Annotated in this window: 13 protein-coding genes; 4 read left to right on the forward strand and 9 right to left on the reverse strand. The window is 34.4% G+C overall.

Annotated features, from left to right (window positions below; translation table 11 throughout):
* Positions 1 to 309 precede the first annotated feature (309 nt).
* The 3 genes from lysA to gltB form a co-directional block, all read right to left on the reverse strand.
* Positions 310 to 1602, reverse strand: a complete 1293-nt coding sequence (gene lysA / locus BOW57_RS11040; RefSeq protein ID WP_256371702.1) for a diaminopimelate decarboxylase — start codon at positions 1600 to 1602, stop codon at positions 310 to 312.
* Between the two features lie 672 nt (positions 1603 to 2274).
* Positions 2275 to 3729 (reverse strand): glutamate synthase subunit beta, encoded by a 1455-nt coding sequence (locus BOW57_RS11045; RefSeq protein WP_129054251.1) that lies wholly within the window; start codon positions 3727 to 3729, stop codon positions 2275 to 2277.
* Between the two features lie 93 nt (positions 3730 to 3822).
* A complete protein-coding gene (gene gltB, locus BOW57_RS11050; protein ID WP_129054253.1) occupies positions 3823 to 8337 on the reverse strand; it encodes a glutamate synthase large subunit in 4515 nt (1504 codons plus the stop codon).
* A gap of 415 nt (positions 8338 to 8752) precedes the next feature.
* Here gltB and sucC point away from each other — a divergent pair, with 415 nt between their 5' ends.
* Positions 8753 to 9946 carry an ADP-forming succinate--CoA ligase subunit beta gene (gene sucC / locus BOW57_RS11055; RefSeq protein WP_089054649.1) on the forward strand — a complete coding sequence of 398 codons (1194 nt, stop codon included), beginning with the start codon at positions 8753 to 8755 and terminating at the stop codon, positions 9944 to 9946.
* Positions 9947 to 10156: 210 nt separating this feature from the next.
* Here sucC and BOW57_RS11060 read toward each other — a convergent pair whose 3' ends face one another.
* Entirely contained in the window at positions 10157 to 10954 is a 798-nt protein-coding gene (locus tag BOW57_RS11060; RefSeq protein WP_129054255.1) for a DUF5694 domain-containing protein, read from the reverse strand.
* A gap of 222 nt (positions 10955 to 11176) precedes the next feature.
* Between BOW57_RS11060 and BOW57_RS11065 the strand changes: the two genes are divergently transcribed.
* Positions 11177 to 12217, forward strand: coding sequence for a sensor histidine kinase (locus BOW57_RS11065; protein ID WP_129054257.1), 1041 nt, complete (start codon positions 11177 to 11179; stop codon positions 12215 to 12217).
* A gap of 3 nt (positions 12218 to 12220) precedes the next feature.
* Positions 12221 to 12928 (forward strand): LytTR family DNA-binding domain-containing protein, encoded by a 708-nt coding sequence (locus tag BOW57_RS11070; RefSeq protein ID WP_129054259.1) that lies wholly within the window; start codon positions 12221 to 12223, stop codon positions 12926 to 12928.
* 67 nt (positions 12929 to 12995) lie between these two features.
* Here BOW57_RS11070 and BOW57_RS11075 read toward each other — a convergent pair whose 3' ends face one another.
* The 4 genes from BOW57_RS11075 to BOW57_RS11090 form a co-directional block, all read right to left on the reverse strand.
* Positions 12996 to 13463: a DUF1456 family protein gene (locus BOW57_RS11075; RefSeq protein WP_129054261.1), complete on the reverse strand. Its 468-nt coding sequence runs from the start codon at positions 13461 to 13463 to the stop codon at positions 12996 to 12998.
* Positions 13464 to 13598: 135 nt separating this feature from the next.
* Positions 13599 to 14621, reverse strand: a complete 1023-nt coding sequence (locus BOW57_RS11080) for an aminotransferase class I/II-fold pyridoxal phosphate-dependent enzyme (protein ID WP_129054263.1) — start codon at positions 14619 to 14621, stop codon at positions 13599 to 13601.
* A 3-nt stretch (positions 14622 to 14624) separates the two neighbouring features.
* A complete protein-coding gene (locus BOW57_RS11085; protein WP_129054265.1) occupies positions 14625 to 15635 on the reverse strand; it encodes a dipeptide epimerase in 1011 nt (336 codons plus the stop codon).
* 31 nt (positions 15636 to 15666) lie between these two features.
* On the reverse strand, positions 15667 to 16464 hold the full coding sequence (locus tag BOW57_RS11090; protein ID WP_129054267.1) for an alpha/beta hydrolase: 798 nt from the start codon (positions 16462 to 16464) through the stop codon (positions 15667 to 15669).
* Positions 16465 to 16521: 57 nt separating this feature from the next.
* Between BOW57_RS11090 and BOW57_RS11095 the strand changes: the two genes are divergently transcribed.
* A complete protein-coding gene (locus BOW57_RS11095) occupies positions 16522 to 16923 on the forward strand; it encodes an excinuclease ABC subunit B (protein ID WP_089054632.1) in 402 nt (133 codons plus the stop codon).
* Between the two features lie 45 nt (positions 16924 to 16968).
* Here the strand turns inward: BOW57_RS11095 and BOW57_RS11100 are convergent, their stop codons facing one another.
* Positions 16969 to 19152 carry a prolyl oligopeptidase family serine peptidase gene (locus BOW57_RS11100; RefSeq protein ID WP_129054269.1) on the reverse strand — a complete coding sequence of 728 codons (2184 nt, stop codon included), beginning with the start codon at positions 19150 to 19152 and terminating at the stop codon, positions 16969 to 16971.
* Positions 19153 to 19249 lie beyond the last annotated feature (97 nt).

Consider the following 19249-nt stretch of genomic DNA (forward strand, 5'->3'; position numbering starts at 1 on the left):
GATGTGGTTTTGTTTCTAATCTTTGTGGAGCTACTTGCTAGGATTTCTCCTCCGTCGAAATGACAAACTTGATGGTTGCTTTGCGTTTGTGTTGATTTTTTTGCGGATTTTCTTGCGAAGATTTGCTTCGTCTGTTCGCTATCGCTCGAGTCTCCTTCGGTCGAAATGACAAATATTGTGGTTAATGTGCGTGTGCTTCGACTTCGCTCAGCCTGACAATTATACTAGATAGAAAAATCTGCGAGAAACAAAAAAATCCCGCCTCAATTAAGAAACGGGATTAAAATGATATTCTCTTTTTTTTTTATTTTAAACTGTTGCAGCAATTTCTTGTGGCAACGGAATTTGATTTTTAAGTAAATCTTCAAATGTTTCAGCTTGACGAATTAAGATTCCTTGTCCGTTCATCCATAAAACTTCGGCCGGTTTGTATCTTGAATTGTAGTTTGAAGACATTGAGAAACAATATGCGCCAGCATTTCTGAAAGATAAAATGTCACCTTCAGTAATTTCTTGAATTCTGCGGTTGTTTGCAAAAGTATCCGTTTCGCAAATGTATCCTACAACTGAGTAAAAACGCTCTTTTCCTTTTGGGTTTGAGATGTTTTCGATATGGTGTGAAGATCCGTACAACATTGGACGAATTAAGTGGTTGAAACCACTGTCAACTCCAGCGAAAACTGTAGATGTTGTTTGTTTTACTACGTTTACTTTTACTAAGAAATGACCTGCTTCGCTCACCAAGAATTTTCCTGGTTCGAAAATCAAAGTTAAATCTCTGCCGTATTCTGTACAGAAAGCGTTGAATCTTTTAGATAGTTTTTTACCTAATTCTTCGATGTCTGTTTCGATATCGTCTTTTTTGTAAGGAACTTTGAATCCGCTTCCGAAATCTAAGAATTGTAATTCTTTGAAATGTTTAGCCGTATCAAATAAGATTTCAGCAGCATACAAGAATACTTCAATATCTAAAATATCAGATCCTGTGTGCATGTGAATACCTACAATGTGCATTTTTGTGTTTTCAACAATTCGCAAGATATGCGGAATCTGGTGAACAGAAATTCCGAATTTACTATCGATATGTCCAACAGAAATATTAGCATTTCCGCCCGCCATTACGTGTGGATTGATACGAATACATACTGGAATATGTGGATGTTTTGTTCCGAATTGCTCTAAAATAGATAAATTGTCGATATTGATTTGTACACCCATTGCAGCAACTTCTTCGATTTCTTCAAGAGAAACGCCGTTTGGTGTAAAGAAAATCTTTTCGGGTTCATAGCCAGCATGAAGTCCTAACTGAACTTCCTGAATTGATACAGTATCTAAGCCAGACCCCATGTTCTTTAATAACTGAAGAATCGCAACGTTTGACAATGCCTTCATGGCATAATTAACTCTTAAGTTTTCTACCTTAGAGAAAGCTTTAGTTAACCTGTTGTACTGAGATTGGATTTTTTCGGCATCGTAAACATACAATGGACTTCCAAATTGGTCTGCTAACTGCAGTAAATCTTTTGCTTGCATTTTTAAATCATTTTGGGCAAAGTTATTACACTTTTGATTACCAGCAAATAAATTGTAGAAAAATAACAAATTGTAACAAATTGTTTAATTTTGAACAAAAAGTTGCTTATTTTGAGTTTTTGTAACCTTTTCTGAGATGCTGAGGTTCTTAGATGCTAAGATACTAAGTTTTTTCGCCACGAATTACACGGATTTGACTAATTCTAAAATGCTATTAAAATTGTTTTTTTGCCACAGATTAAAATGATTTTCACAGATTATTTTTGTTTGCCACGAATTTCTCTAATTTACACGAATTTTTTAGTCTAAGATTTTTCGCAAAATGCTAAAACATAGCCCGTGGTTGAAACCACGGGAAACGTTACGAATTGGGCGTAATTATATATTGAGTTCCCGTGGTTGAAACCACGGGCAATATTTGAAAATCAGATTTTTTAATTTTTATTTTTCGCAAAATACTAAAACATAGCCCGTGGTTTCGACCACGGGAAACGTTGCGGATTGGACGTCATCATATATTGTGTCCCCGTGGTTGAAACCACGTGCTATATTTAATTTTAGAAGCGAGCAAAAAAGAGAAATTAGTGGAAATTTGTGTAATTCGTGGCAAATAAAAAAAACAAAACCCCTGAATATAAATTCAAGGGTTTGTTAGTAGTTATGTTGTTTATCGGAAAAGATTAATAAAATGCAAGGAAAAAAACTTAGTATCTTAGCATCTAAGAACCTCAGAACCTTAAATTATAAGCTCGGTAAATCTCCTTTTCCTTTAGTAGGCAAGTTAGTAGAGCCCATTAAGAACAAATCTACCTCTCTTGCTGCTTCGCGACCTTCTGAAATAGCCCACACGATTAATGATTGTCCTCTTCTCATATCACCCGCAGTGAAAATGTGAGGAACGTTTGTCTGATAGTTATGCGCTTTGTAATTGCTTCTAAAATCAGTTTCGATTCCTAATTGCTCGCTTAAAGTTTTTTCTGGACCTGTAAATCCTAAAGCTAATAAAGCTAAATCGCAAGGCCAAATTTTCTCAGAACCTTCTTTTTCGATTAATTCAGGGCGCTGACCTGGAGTCATTTTCCATTGTACTTCAACGGTTTTTAAACCAGTTAATTCGCCTTTATCGTTAGAAATAAATTCTTTAGTGTTGATTAACCAGTTTCTGTCGCAGCCTTCTTCGTGAGAAGATGATGTTTTCAGTTGCAACGGCCAGAAAGGCCAAGGAGTTGACTCGCTTCTTCCAACTGGAGGTTTTGGTAAAATCTCAAAGTTAGTTACTGATTTTGCTCCGTGTCTGTTTGAAGTTCCAATACAGTCAGAACCAGTATCTCCACCACCAATAACGATTACATCTTTACCAGTTGCTTTAACTTGATCTGGAATTGATTCTCCAAATAAAACTTTAGTTTGTTGTGTTAAGAAATCCATTGCCTGAACAACGCCTTTGCTTTCGATTCCTTTAGTTGGCAAACTTCTTCTTTCAGTTGCTCCTCCGCATAAAACGATAGAATCAAATGCGTTTAATTCTGCTACACTAAAGTTAACACCAACATTTACATCAGTTTTGAAAGTGATTCCTTCTGCTTCAAGAATTGCAACACGACGGTCGATGATTCCTTTTTCTAATTTGAAGTTCGGAATTCCGTAACGTAATAAACCTCCAATTGCATTGTCTCTTTCAAAAACGGTAACGGTGTGTCCTGCTCTGTTTAATTGCTGTGCAGCTGCAAGTCCCGCAGGTCCTGAACCAATAACGGCAACTGTTTTACCAGTTCTTGTTTTTGGAGTCTGTGGTTTGATCCAGCCTTCAGCAAAACCAATTTCAACAATGTTTTTCTCAATGTTTTCGATTGATACTGGATCTTTAATGATTCCTAATACACATGCTTTTTCGCATGGAGCAGGGCATAAACGACCTGTAAATTCTGGAAAGTTATTAGTCGATTGTAAAATCTCTAATGCACTTTGCCATTCTTCCTGATGTACCATATCGTTGAAGTCCGGAATTAAATTTCCTAACGGACAACCACTGTGGCAAAAAGGAATACCACAATCCATACATCTTGAACCTTGTTCTTTTACTTTATCTTTTGCTAACGGAATAGTGAATTCGTTGTAGTTAGAAACACGTTCTGCTACTGCTAAATTACTTTCGTCGGCTCTGTTATATTCTTTAAATCCGCCTATTTTACCCATGACATTTAAATAAATTTAGTTGTGAGTTGTAAAATGTGAGAGGTGAGTTAAAAACTTAGCACCTCTGCACCTTTGTATCTCAGAACCTTTTAATTAAGCTATTAATTCTTCTATTTGTTTTTCTTCTGCAATTCTTTGTAATGCTTTTTTGTAATCAGTTGGCATTACTTTTACGAAGTGCTGTTGTTGGTTTTCCCAGTCTGCTAAAATTCTTTTTGCTAATGGACTGCTTGTGTACAATGAATGATTTTTGATCAATCGTCTTAGTTTCGTAACGTCCTCTTCTTCTAACGGATCGAATGCAACCATTTCCATGTTACAAACTGTCGAATCGAATTTCTTATTTGGATCGTAAACATAAGCTACACCACCGCTCATACCAGCTGCGAAGTTTCTTCCTGTTTTTCCTAAAACTACTACTGTACCACCGGTCATGTATTCGCATCCGTGGTCTCCAATTCCTTCAACAACTGCTGTTGCTCCAGAATTTCTCACACAGAAACGTTCTCCGGCCATTCCATTAATATAAGCCTCTCCGGTAATAGCTCCGTAAAGGGCAACGTTTCCGATAATGATATTGTCTTCAGGTTTAAAAGTTGCAGTAGGAGGTACTTTTACAATTAATTTTCCTCCAGAAAGACCTTTTCCTAAATAATCATTACAGTTTCCGTGAATTTTAAATGACAATCCGTTTGTTGCAAAAGCACCAAAACTTTGTCCGGCAGAACCTTCAAAATCAACTAAAATAGTGTCATCAGGTAATCCTTGTGCGCCGTAGATTTTTGAGATTTCGTTACTCAAAATCGCACCTACAGAACGGTCTGTATTTTTAATTTTAAAGGTTACTCTTGTTTTCTCTTTTCTATAAATAGACGGAATCGCTTCTTTAATAATGTCAAAATCTAATACGTTTTCAAGTTGGTGATCTTGAGTAGTTGTGTTGTGATTTGGCTGCGTTTTCGCTTTTTCCGGTTTGTATAGAATTGGTGACAAGTCTAAACCATTTGCTTTATAATGTTTGATGGCTTTGTTCACATTTAATTTTTGTGACTGACCTACCATTTCTTTTAAAGTTCTGAAACCTAACTGCGCCATGATTTCTCTTAGCTCTTCAGCAATGAAATACATGAAGTTGATTACGTGCTCTGGAGTTCCTTTGAAATTTTTTCTTAATTCAGGATCCTGAGTTGCAATACCAACCGGGCAAGTATTTAAGTGACAAGCTCTCATCATGATACATCCAGAAGCTACAAGCGGTGCAGTTGCAAAACCAAATTCTTCAGCTCCTAATAAAGCTGCGATAGCGACATCACGACCTGTTTTCAGCTGTCCGTCACACTCTAAAACTACACGGCTTCTTAAATCATTTAATATCAAAGTCTGCTGCGCTTCCGCTAAACCAAGTTCCCATGGAATACCTGTGTGCTGTAAAGATGTTAATGGTGCAGCTCCCGTTCCTCCGTCGTAACCAGAAATTAAGATAACGTCAGCTTTTGCTTTGGCAACACCGGCAGCGATGGTTCCAACTCCAACTTCAGAAACTAATTTTACGTTTACACGTGCTTCACGGTTTGCATTTTTCAAATCGTAAATTAACTGAGATAAATCCTCAATTGAATAAATATCGTGGTGAGGAGGAGGCGAAATTAAACCTACATAAGGTGTAGAGTTTCTTGTTTCAGCAATCCAAGGCACAACTTTTTCTCCAGGTAACTGTCCACCTTCACCAGGTTTCGCACCTTGAGCCATTTTAATCTGAATTTCTTTAGCGTTTGTCAAATAGTTGATCGAAACACCAAAACGTCCTGACGCAACTTGTTTGATTGCAGAGTTTCTAGAATCTCCGTTAATTTCTTTCTGGAAACGTTTTGGATCTTCTCCACCTTCTCCAGAGTTACTTTTTCCACCGATTCTGTTCATTGCAATCGCTAAATTCTCGTGTGCTTCTCTAGAAATAGATCCGTAAGACATTGCACCCGTTTTGAATTTTTTTACAATTTCTGTCCAAGGCTCTACTTCGTCAATAGAAATTGGATCTAAATTATTGAATTCAAATAAACCTCTAATCGTCATTAAGTTTGAGCTTTGCTCATTAACGGCATTTGAGTATTCTTTATAACTTTCTGGGCTGTTTAAACGAACCGCTTGTTGTAATTTAGAAATAGTGGTTGGGTTAAACATGTGTTTTTCACCACCACGTCTCCATCTGTAAATACCTCCAATTTCAAGAGAAAGCAAACTTGCTACTTTTGAATTTGGGAAAGCTTTTTGGAAACGTTTTTTAACCTCTTTTTCAACTTCCATTAAACCAATTCCTTCAATTCTTGATGGAGTGTAAGGGAAGTATTTTGAAGTAAATGTTTTGTTTAAACCTAAAATCTCGAAAATTTGAGCAGCTCTGTATGAATGTAAAGTAGAGATACCAATTTTGTTCATGATTTTAACGATTCCTTTTGCAATCGCTTTATTGTAGTTAACTACAGCGTAATCTGCTTTTACTCCAGTGATGAAACCTTGTGCAACTTGATCGTAAATGATTTCGTTTACCATGTACGGATTGATTGCACTTGCGCCGTATCCGAATAATAAAGCAAAATGATGAGGTTCGCGTGGTTCAGCAGATTCGATGATGATTCCGAATTTAGAACGAACCTGTAAAATGTTTAGAGAGTGGTGAATGTAAGAACAAGCCAATAACATTGGAATTGGAGCTAGTTCTTCGCTAACACCTCTATCAGAAAGAATGATAATGTTGCATCCTTCAGAAACAGCTTTAAAAGTTGCTTGAACACATTTTTCAAGAGCACGTTCTAAACCATTTACTCCTTTTTCTATTTTGTATAAAGTAGAAATGGTAGCCGATTTGAAATCTGCGTGGTCAATGTTTCTGATTTTATCTAAATCCTCATTAGAAATAACTGGATTTTGAATTTTTAGTTTTTTACATTGTTTTGACTCAATTTCAAAAATATTGAAATCACCGCCAATCGCTAAACTAATATCAGTAATAATTTCTTCACGAATACCATCCAAAGGCGGATTGGTAACCTGAGCAAATAATTGTTTGAAATAGTTGTATAACAATTGAGGCTGATCTGACAATACTGCCAATGGTGTATCGTTACCCATAGAACTGATTGCTTCAGCTCCTTGACCTCCCATTGGGTTGATGATTGTTTTTAAATCTTCAATTGTGTAACCAAACAAACGCTGTCTTGTTAAAAAATCTAGTTTTTCAACAGGAGTAGGGTTGTTGGTATAAGGAACTTTAGCAAGAGGCAATAAGTTAGCATCTAACCATTCTTGGTAAGGACGTTTTGTAACGATTGATTTTTTTACTTCTTCGTCTTCGACGATACGACCTTCATTCATGTCAACCAAGAACATTTTTCCTGGCTCTAAACGTCCGTGCTGAATTACATCTTCTGGATCGATATCTAATACACCAATTTCTGATGACATGATTACGAAACCACTGTGTGTTAATGTATAACGAGAAGGACGCAATCCGTTTCTGTCTAGTAAAGCACCAATTACGTTTCCATCTGTAAATGGAATAGAAGCAGGGCCATCCCAAGGTTCCATGATACAAGCGTTGTATTCATAGAAAGCTCTTTTTTCTGGAGACATGGTTTGATGTTTTTCCCAAGCTTCAGGAACAACCATCATCATTGCCTCTGGAAGAGAACGACCTGTCATTAATAAAAGTTCAACCACCATATCCATAGAAGCAGAATCTGATTTTCCTTCTAAGATAATTGGGAATAATTTTTTGATATCATCGCCAAAAACTTTGCTTTGCATAAGCTCTTCACGAGCACGCATACGGCTTACGTTTCCACGAAGTGTGTTGATCTCACCATTATGACACATGTATCTAAACGGTTGAGCTAAGTCCCAAGATGGGAATGTATTTGTAGAGAAACGTTGGTGTACAAGTGCTAAACGAGTCACCAAGTCTGGATCTTTCAAATCTATATAATAACGGCTGATGTCTTCCGGCATCAATAGACCTTTATATATTATAGTAGTTGTCGATAAACTAGTAAAATAAAACATGTGGCTTTCAGAGGTTTTAGATCCTCTTACAGCATGTTCAGCAATTTTTCTAGCAGCAAAAAGTTTTGCATTAAATTCTTGTTCCGTTAAATCTTGTCCGTTTTTAGAAACGAAAACTTGTTTAACTGTTGGTTCTTTTTCTGCGGCGATCTGCCCTAAATTTTCAACGTCAACTGGCACATCTCTCCAACCTAAAACTTTTAAGTTTTGGTCTTTAATAGTTGCCTCAAATGCATTAATACAAAAAGAAACTTGGTTTTTGCTTTTTGGTAAAAAAACCATTCCTACTGCATACTCACGCGCTTCTGGGATTTCAAAGTCACAAACTTTTTTAAAAAAATCATGAGGGATATCAAACAAAATCCCTGCTCCGTCTCCAGTTCTTCCATCAGAACTAACGGCACCACGATGTTCCAATTTAATTAAGATGTCTAATGCTTTGTGAATAATATCGTTTGATTTAATACCATTCAAATTACAAATAAATCCTGCACCACAATTGTCGTGTTCAAATTCAGGCAAATAAAGCCCTTGTTCTTTAACTTTCATTCTTGATATTTTTTCTACAAAAATAAAGATTTCGTTAAACATAATGTATTGAAATTATAAATTGACTTACATTTTTGTTGTAATAATAGAAAAACGCTTCTTAATTGATAATAATGTTATATTGACCATTGCGAAATGATAAAATGACAATGCACTTTAAAATATATTAAGAAAAATCGTCGTTGAGCTACTGAATTCGGTGAATTTTTTGTTAAATCTCAAACGATATAGTGATTTTAAGTTAACATTAACAAAGTGTTTCGGTAACGATTTGTTTGCTTTGAAAAAGAATAATCCTATAATACCTATTTGAGGTGTTTTTTAATTGAAAAAGATTTTACTATTAAGTTGAATTTTGCTACTTTTGTCGCACTTTTATTCTGAAATAAATTCAGAACCAGACAAATTCTATATTATGAACATACACGAATATCAAGGAAAAGAAATTTTAGCAAGTTACGGAGTACGCATTCAACGCGGAATTGTGGCTAACAATGCGGTTGAAGCTGTAGCTGCTGCAAAACAATTAACTGCCGAAACTGGTACAGGATGGCATGTTATTAAAGCACAAATTCACGCAGGTGGTCGTGGAAAAGGTGGTGGAGTTAAGTTGGCTAAAAACTTGCAACAAGTTGAAGAAATCGCTGGACAAATCATCGGAATGCAATTAATTACACCTCAGACATCTGCTGAAGGTAAAAAAGTAAACAAAGTTTTAGTTGCTGAAGATGTTTACTATCCAGGTGAAAGCGAAACTTCTGAATTTTATGTTTCTGTTTTATTGAATAGAGGTACAGGTCGTAACATGATTATGTATTCTACTGAAGGTGGAATGGATATCGAAGAAGTTGCTGAGCACACTCCACACTTAATCTTTACTGAAGAAATCGATCCATCTGTTGGATTACAAGGTTTCCAAGCAAGAAGAATTGCCTTTAACTTAGGTCTTTCTGGAAATGCTTTCAAAGAAATGGTTAAGTTCATCGATGCATTATACAATGCTTACATTGGTTCTGATGCTTCAATGTTTGAAATCAACCCAGTTTTAAAAACATCTGATAACAAAATTTTAGCTGTTGATGCTAAAGTTAATATCGACGATAACGCTTTATACAGACAACCAAAATATGCTGAAATGAGAGATATCCGTGAGGAGAATCCAATCGAAGTTGAAGCTAAAGAAGTTGGTCTAAACTATGTTGACCTTGACGGTACTGTAGGATGTATGGTAAACGGAGCTGGTCTTGCAATGGCGACTATGGATTTAATTAAATACGCTGGTTTCGAGCCTGCTAACTTCCTTGACGTTGGTGGAACTGCTGATGCAAAACGTGTTGAAACAGCTTTCAGAATTATCTTGAAAGATCCAAACGTAAAAGCTATCTTAATTAACATCTTTGGAGGTATCGTTCGTTGTGACCGTGTTGCTCAAGGTGTTGTTGATGCTTACAAAAACATGGGAGACGCTATCAATGTGCCAATCATTGTTCGTTTGCAAGGAACAAATGCTGAAATTGCAAAAGAATTAATTGACAATTCAGGTATGCCAATCTTATCTGCAGTTCAATTCCAGGAAGCTGCTGACCAAGTTAAAGCTGCTCTTTCTTAATTAAATAAGAAATCAAATTATATAGAAAATCCATTCCACTTCGGAGTGGATTTTTTTATTTAACCGCAAAGCACGCAAAGTTTTTTTGCTAAGGATTGTGAATACAAACGCAAAGTTCGCAAAGCTATATGATAAGCTTTGCGAACTTTACGTTTATGAAGAGTATTATATTTAAAAAATCTTTGCGTGTTTGCGGTTAAATCACTCAGTTTATTTCAAAACAGTCGATAAGTCTACAAGTTCAAACGTTGGATCATTTTCAATAAGCTGTCTAAACATCGCAGCATGGCCGCCGCCAACTAGAACCATTATTTTATCATCTTTGCTTTCAGTTAGCTTTTGGATTAAAGAATACATGTATAAGTTTCGTTTGTACCAATTTGTCACTAAAGAGGCGCCTGTAAAATCATCTGGTTTTCCAGTTCTGTTTGCTACTTCTAAGTACCATTGTAAGTTATCTTTGTCCGTTTCTTTTTCATTGAAATAAAGCATAAGTTCTGTTAAAGTGCTTTTTGAAATTCTCTCATTTTGTTCGTTCTGATATTGTGCCATCATGTTTTTAGTCTTCTCCATCAAATCCTTTTGATCCGCTTTTTCCATACTCATCATTAAACTATCGTAAGGAAAAGGAGTGCGATAATCAATTGCGTATAATTTTTTGTGATTTAGTTTTTTCGCCGTGCGAAGTGCCAATTGCGTAATTTCGTTTGCATCTTTTTTGAAAAGACTATCAGTGTTTTTATTGTAAAACTTATCTAATTCAGCTTGTTTGGTGAATCTCCATTCAACAAAAATTTTGTCTGGGCCAAATTTCTTGATTTTGTCGCTCATGGTTTCAAGCTCTTTTTGACTTTTTTCAGACATAACATTAAATGTCTTTATTTTGGCAACATCATTTCCTGGATTTGCAAAATGAAAAGTTCCAATTAACAAGATTTGTTTCTTTTTTGTTTGAGCAGATGATAGGTTAAATGTAATAAGGGCTAGTAATAAGATGATTTTTTTCATGATGATTTTGTGTTTAAATTCATTGCAAATGTAGGGGCAGATTCTAGGCTTTTTTTTCGGTTTTGATGAACACTTAGTTTCACTTGACCAACTGTCGATATTTTGTTTTCAAAATGTTGGTATACTATTTTTCATGGTTCATCATTAAAAAAATGGGGTTTCATATAAATACCATTTAGATTTAAAGTCATAATTGTATTTTTGAACTTATAACTGATATTTATGAAACTTAAAATTCCTTTTTACTACCACATTATCCTTTTTCTTGGATTGTTTTTAACCTACTGTCTTTGGGATTATGGAATTAACAATAAAATAATAATGGTCGAGCGAACCAAGCTTTACTTTTGGATTACATCGACTTTTTTTCTTTCTGTTTTTGTAGTTTATATAGTCAATTTTTATACGGTTTGTGATTGGTTTTTGAATCGAAAGAAAATTCATTTTTATTTTTTAAGCATTCCATTTTCGTTAACCCTTTTTGCTGGAGTCAGATATGTTTTTCAGGAAGTAATTATGTTTAATATTATTGGAGTGCATAACTATCATGTTGGCGATTTAGAATGGAGTTTTTATATTCGTGATAATTTCTTTTTTGGATTACCTGCTGTTATTTTTAGCGCGCTGAGTTATTTGTTTTGGCAGTTTCAGAGTGCACAGCAGCAAAATCAAGAATTACTTTTAGAGAATAAAAAAGCTCAATTTCAAATGTTGAAAGCTCAGGTGAGTCCTCATTTTTTGTTTAATACGCTGAATTCTTTTTACAGTCAGTTGGTTTTAAAAGATGATGAAATGGCCTCGGATGTTTTAGTGCTTTCCGATTTACTGCGCTATGTTATTACTGAAACTGATAAAGATGAGGCAGTACTTTCAAAAGAAGTTCAATTTATTCAGAATTATATTCATTTACAGAAAAAACGATTTGAAGATCAATTGTATCTGGATTTTTCTATTGAAGGAAATTATTCGAATGAAAGAATTCTTTCATCAGCTTTGATTCATTTTGTAGAGAATGTTTTTAAACACGGAAAATTTAATAGTGAACAGGAAAAAGCAGTTATTTTGATTAAAATAAAAGAGGATTTTTTAGAGATTTCAACATTTAATTATATTGTTGAAGGCGAGAATTATTCTTCGACAGGAATTGGTTTTGATAACTTAACCAAAAGATTAGAGTATATGTATAAAGGTAAATTTGTACTTGAAAAAACAGAAGAAAATAATACCTTTAAAACTTACTTAAAAATACCACTAAAAAAATAATTTATGGCTTTTAAATGTATTATTGTTGACGATGAACCGCCGGCAACTCGTATTCTGGAGAATTATATTGGTAAAGTTAATTTTCTTGAAAAAACGGGAGTTTTTAATGATTCATTAAAGGCTTTAGAATTTATAAATACACAAGCAGTTGATGTTATTTTTTTAGATATTCAAATGCCGCAATTAACAGGTTTACAGATTTCTAAAATTATTTCAAAAGATATTAAAGTTATTTTTACAACGGCATATCCTGATTTTGCCTTGGAAGGTTTTGAATTGAACGCGGTTGATTATTTATTAAAACCCATTTCGTTTGAACGTTTTTATCAAGCAGTTTCAAAGCTGAATTCGGAATCAAAAACGATTGTTTCAAGTCAGAATAATACTCCCGATTTTCTATTCATCAAAACAGATGGAAAGAATAAATTCCAGAAGATTTTTCTAAACGATATTTTGTATGTAGAAAGTCTGCAGAATTACGTTTGTATTCATACTTCGAAACAGCAGATTATTACACATTCGTCATTAAAAAATGTAATAGAATCACTTCCTGAAAATGATTTTATTCAGATTCATAAATCGCATGCGATTTCTTTACAGCATATTGAATCTACTGATAATTTTTCTGTTTTTGTAAACGGAAAAGAATTGCCAATTGGTGCTACTTTTAAAGATGCTTTTTTTGATAAAATAGAAGAGAATAAGATATAGATTTTTAACCGCAAAGCACGCGATTTTTTAAGTAAAAACTTTGCGTGCTTTGCGGTTAAATTCTCAATTACGATTTTTTCTTATTGCCGTTTTTGAAAACCACTTTTTCTACAACAGATGGTTTTCCATTTCCTTTAGGAAATGCTTTCTTTTTAGGTTTTCCAGCTGATGAACCTGACTTTGATGAACTTTGATCACCTCTATATTTTTCTGAATCTTTTGGAGAAGCTTTAAATTCTGGTCTTTCTTTAGAAGTTTCTTTCTTTGGAATTTCAGATTTATGTTTTGCTAAAACATCTGTTGGGTTTTTCGGATTTTCTTTAGTTCCTCTCAAATGAATTACCAATCCGTTTAAGAAATTACGCAAAACCTGATCGCCGCATTCCATATAGTTTGGATGATCTTCGGCTCTAAAAAAAGCACCTAATTCTGATTTTGAAATTCTAAAATCTACTAATTCTAAAATTTCAACTATTTGGTCATCACGGAGCATCAAAGCCACGCGAAGTTTTTTAAGTATATCGTTATTTGTCATCGTTTATTTTTTACAAAGGTACGTTTTAAAAGCAAAGATTTAGAGTATTTTTTTTCGCTGCGAATTACACAAATTTCCACTAATTTATTTAAAATTTTAATTCGTGAAAATTTGTGTAATTCGCGGCAAACTTTTTTATTTATGATTTAAGACCTGAACTAACTTATCTAAATCTTCTTTTAAATGGTTTGCGGTAATTACTATGCGATTTAATGGTTCTGCTTCTTTGGTGTATTTAAAACTGGCGATAATTATTTTTTCTTGTTTTAGTTTTTCTACTAATTCATTTGATAAAAGATAAATCAAAGGATAGTTTTTATCAAATAGAATATTGTTGTTTTTGATTAAAATCGAATCGATATATTCTAAATTGTCTAAGAGTTTTTTGTGTTGCAAAGTGTAGATTTCTGCCGCATCTGAAAGTGTTTGCACAAATGCAGGGTTCATTCCAGCTGCGCTGGTAAAAGTTTCTAACTCCTTTATTTCATTGATAAATTTTAAATCAGATGCAATAACACCGCCAGTTAATCCAAATGCTTTTCCTAAAGACGAAACCATTATTTTTCTTTTAATAGAAAAGTCAATTGAAGAATAAATTCCAGAACCATTTTTACCGACAATTCCCAATGAATGAGATTCGTCAATAAGCAATGTAATTTCTTTATGATTTGGAATTTGCTTTAAGAAAGACAAATCAACAGGTTTTGTTTCAAACGAAGGAACTCCATCAGTAAGAATCGCTATTTTCTCCCGCTTTGAATCTAATAAACGTTCGTTTAATTGATTATTTACAAATAACGGAATGCTACTTTCGATTCGGATTGCATTATGTGTATCATTCAAATGAAAAAAACAGTCAGTTTGCTTCTTTATTAAATCTATAACCAATTTTCCCGCCAGCATTCCAGAAGAAACAGTAACAGCACTTTCTGAACCAATATGTGAAGCTAAAAAGGTTTCGCCTTCATCATAAGCCTTTAATTTGATGTTTGCGGTTCTTGAACTGCCATAAGTAGTTCCCCAGTTTAAAATGTTTTTAACGACCAGATTCTGAAAAGCTTTATTGGTTGGAAGTCCTAAATAAGCAGTTCCGCCAAAATACAAAAACTGTTCTTGGTCAATTTCAATAACTCGATCGGGAAATTTTTCGACTTTCATTTTTTACAACAGTGTAACACCAGTTCCGTTTAGATTAGAATAACTTACAACACCATCTTTTATAGTTACGCCAGTTGCAATATCTTCCGCTAAAAGCAGTGCTCCATCCATATCCACATAATCAAGTTGAGGCAATAAATGAGCGATTGCAGAAATACCCACAGTAGATTCGGTCATACAGCCCACCATAGTTCTCAATCCTAGTTTTTTAGCTTCTTCAATCATACGTTTTCCTGGAGTTAATCCGCCGCATTTTACCAATTTTACATTTACACCGTGAAAATGATTAAAACATTTAGCAACGTCTTCTTCAATAATACAACTTTCGTCAGCAATAATAGGTAAAACAGAATGTTTGAAAACTTCTCTATGTGCTTCCCAATTGTCTGCTTTCATAGGCTGTTCTAAAAATTCTACACCTAGTTTTTTTAGTTCTATAGCATTGTTGATCGTTTCTTCTACTCCCCAGCCGCAATTTGCATCAATTCTAAAAACGGCGTTTGTGTGTTTACGAAGCTCTTTTACAATTGCAATATCTTCTTTAGTTCCCAATTTAATTTTATAGATCGGCCACGGTAGTTCCTGCATTTTTGAAACCATTTTTTCAATAGAAGCAATCCCGATTGTATAATCTGTCATTGGATTTCTTTCGATGGTGTAGTTCCATAACTCATATAATTTTTTGCCTTTTTTGCGTGCATACAAATCATTATAAGCCAAGTCTAAAGCGCAAAGTGCAAACATATCATCTTTTAAATACGGATGAATTTTTGACCAAAATACTTCGGGAGTTTCATTTTCAGTACTTTCAATAATGGTTCTGATTTTTTCTAAATCTTCCATCATCATTGGAACTGTGGTTTTGTAATATGGGTTTGAAGTAGCTTCTCCAAAACCCGAAAAACCATCGCTTTGCAGCTCAACGATTAACGAAGGCTGAAAATCAATTGATTCTCTCGAAATAGTAAAAGTATGTTTTAGCTTTAGGTTATATTCTTTTAAAATTAGTTTCATATTTGATGCTGTTTTTTTGTCTGTATTTTGCTCAATAACCAAGCCAAAGAACCGCTTTTGTAAAGCCGTCTCGCCATAGTTTTTCCTTGTGTTCGCCGCCTTGTACAATCTTTGTTTTAGTAAGATGTAGGCAATAGCAGCGGTTTTTGTCCACTAAACGTTCCATTTTATTTAAATCGCTTACCATATCGTCGCTCTCTTTATCTCCGCAGAGAAAATAAATTTGCGTTTTATTTTTTGGCGTCTGTTCCGTTAAAGTATAAATATCATTTGAAAACCAAAATGACGGGGAAAAAACACCCGCCTTGCCAAAAACTTCAGGATATTTAAGAATAGCATAATAAGAAACTAAACCGCCAAGTGAACTTCCCATTATGGCAGTGTTTTTTGCTTTGGTTTTGGTTCTATAATGTGTGTCGATGTAAGGTTTTAAAGTTTTTACAATAAAATCAAGATAATCGTCTGCTTTTCCGCCGCCGTATTTTTCATTTTTGTATGGCGTTAATTCATCAATGCGTTTTTCATTGCCATGTTCAATTCCAACTACGATTACTGGAGCTTTAAGACTGTCTAATTTTTCATCGACATTCCATTCGCCGGAATAAGAAGTTTTAGCATCAAATAAATTCTGAGCATCATGCATATAAATAACGCTGTATTTTTTGGCTGAAGCCAAATAACCTTCGGGTAAATAAATCCAGATTTTTTTGGTGGTTTTGAGTTGAGGAGCTTCAATTGTAAAAGTTGATACGTTTTTTGAAGCGGTGCTTTCTTGAGCATTTCCAATTGCAAAACAGAGAAAAATAAAAAAGAAAACCCCTCTAATCATCAGTTCTTTTGTGTTTTAGATTTAAATATAATATTTTAGCTAAAAATAACAAATTTGATGAATACCGAAGAAGAAAAGAGAAGTTTACTTTTAGAAATGATTGCTTTCTCGACAGTTGATGGTCAATTGCATAAACGCGAGCTGGAATTTTTGTGGCTGGTTGCGCAGGAACTGAATGTTGATCGTGCTCTTTTTCAGGATTTATTTCATCAAGAATATACTGCTAAAGTAATTAAATCTGAATTTCAGCGTATTCAACAATTTTACAGATTGGCGCTGATTATGCACTGTGACGGCATTTTGCATGAAAAAGAAGCAAAAGCAATTCAGCAGATTGCAATTGAAATGGGATTAAATCCGGGCGCTGTAAAACGTGTTTTGGATCTTATGGAAAAAGCACCAAATGCTTTAATTGACCCAAAAGTACTGCTCAAAGTATTTCAGGAACAACACAATTAGGTCAAGAAAAAGGAATAAAATATACCGTTTTAAATTCTTGTTTTATTACGGTTTTATTTTTTTTGAAGGCTGAAATTTAGGATGTCCAGTATGAGTGTAGGCAAAACTGATTAAGTCACTATTTTTTTCTATGCTTTTTGTTGCACTGTCGCCCATTCCGTGACCGGATTCAAAGTCCGTTAAAAAAAGTATAGGATTACTGGAAGTATTTGCATTTTGAAGTGAAGCTGCAAATTTTGCCGGTTCCCAAGCAATTACACGCGGATCATTCATTCCTGCCGTTATTAATGTTGCTGGATATGCAGTTCCTTTTTTAATATGATGAAACGAATCCATTTCTAGCAGCGCTTTGAATTCTGTTTTGTCTTTTACAGTTCCAAATTCAGGAATATTGCCCGGACCATTTGGTGATAGTTCTGAGCGGATTGTATTAAATGCGCCTACTTCGGGAATGGCAGCGGCAAACAGATCAGGTCGTTCTGTAATTGCTCTTCCAATTAATATACCGCCTGCACTTGCGCTCCAAATAGCGATTCTTTTAGGCGAAGAATATTTTTCTTTAATTAAATATTCAGTAACCGCAATTAAATCTTTCCATGTATTAGGTTTAGTCGTTTTAAAACCTGCTTTATGCCAAGCTTCTCCTAATTCTCCGCCGCCTCTAACATGTGCAACAACATAAATGCCTCCATAAGTGCAATAAGGTAATGCAAAACCGGCACTAAATCGTGGTTCCATAGAGATTCCATAAGCGCCATATCCTACCATTAGAACTGGATTATCTCCATTTAGTTTCGTGTTTTTATTATAAATGATCGAAACAGGAACCAAAGTGCCATCATGGGAGGGAACCATGATTTCTTTAGAGACTATATCTTTGAATTCTGGATATTCAATAGGTTTTGTCATGGGCTGAAAAGTAAATGTATTTGATAATGGATTATACAAATAGCGTTTTGTGGGAGAAGTCCAGCCTGATAGTGTTATCCAAATATCGCTTTTATTTTCATTTACAGTTAAAAATGAAGCTGAACCTGCTTGAAAAGGCAATTTTAATTCGATAGGTTCCTTTTTTCCTTTTGCTAAGAAAAATACTTTTGCCTGCACACCATTTTCAGTAAGGGAATAATATAAACCATCTTTTGTAAGTGTAAAATTGGTAATATTTCCATTTTTTGGCTCGGGAATAACTGTTTCTGCTTTTTCTATGTTTGGGTCTGAAATGGGAACTTTGATAATTTTATAATTAGAAGCATTTTTATAAGTCAAGTAATAAATAAACTCTTTATCAACATTGTAATTCGTTACTTCATCTTTTTTGTCAACTAAATTGGTCCATTTTGTGGGTTTGAAATTGTCTTTTAAATCAGTATCGTACAACTTAATTCGATTGTCTACAGTAAGAACCAAGCCATAGTTTTTATTTGAATTTTTATGATAGAGATTCAAGGGAAATTCTTCAGCTCCTATATTAAGTTCTGGATTAGTTGCACTCGACAAAAATTCTACATCTTTATTTGGGTCTTCACCTAATTTATGATAATACACTTTAGAGTTTAATAATCTGTTTGGATCGGTAACATTTGCAGAGTTTAACCTTCCGTATGTAAATGAATTTCCGTCAGGCATCCAGGAAGGGGTACTGAACCAGCATCTGTCGAATACTTCAGGATAAACTTTTCCATTGCTGCTTACAATAAGTAATTCAGCACTTTCAGAACCGCTTGGAGCAATTTCTACGGCTACTTTATCTCCTTTTTCATTAGGCGTTATAGAGCTTATATTGTAATTTACTCCCGTTATTTTTTTATAAGTTTCTGGATCAAAAAGCAGTTTTTCTGTTCCTTTGTAGCCAATTCTCTGATATAGTTTACCATTTTCCTCGTTGGCATTTCGTTTTAAATAGAAATAATGATCGTTTTCTGTAATTTGTAAATCAGAGATAGTGCTTTCTTTTCTTGCATCAAGCTCTTTAAGTTTTTTAAAGAGATTTTGACGTTCTGGTACTTCATTTAGTTTTGCCCGTGCATAATCAGCATTAGCTTTCATCCAAGTAACCACATTGGGATCATTTAGATTTTCAAGATAGCGATAGGGATCTTCTATCTTTTCACCGAAATATTCATCTACGACGATTTTTTCTGGGGCGGGCTGTGGTTTAATCTGCCCGAAATTTGATACTACTACGCCGCAAAGTGCTGCAGTAGTAAGAATAAATTTAGTATTCATAATTTATCTAGTTTTGAAGTAAGAAAAAATTCCAGATAGATTATGGACGAGTAAATGTATGAAATTATTTTAAATAATTGATAATTAGTGTATTGTG

Source organism: Flavobacterium sp. YO64, from assembly GCF_004119505.1.
Taxonomy (GTDB): domain Bacteria; phylum Bacteroidota; class Bacteroidia; order Flavobacteriales; family Flavobacteriaceae; genus Flavobacterium; species Flavobacterium oncorhynchi.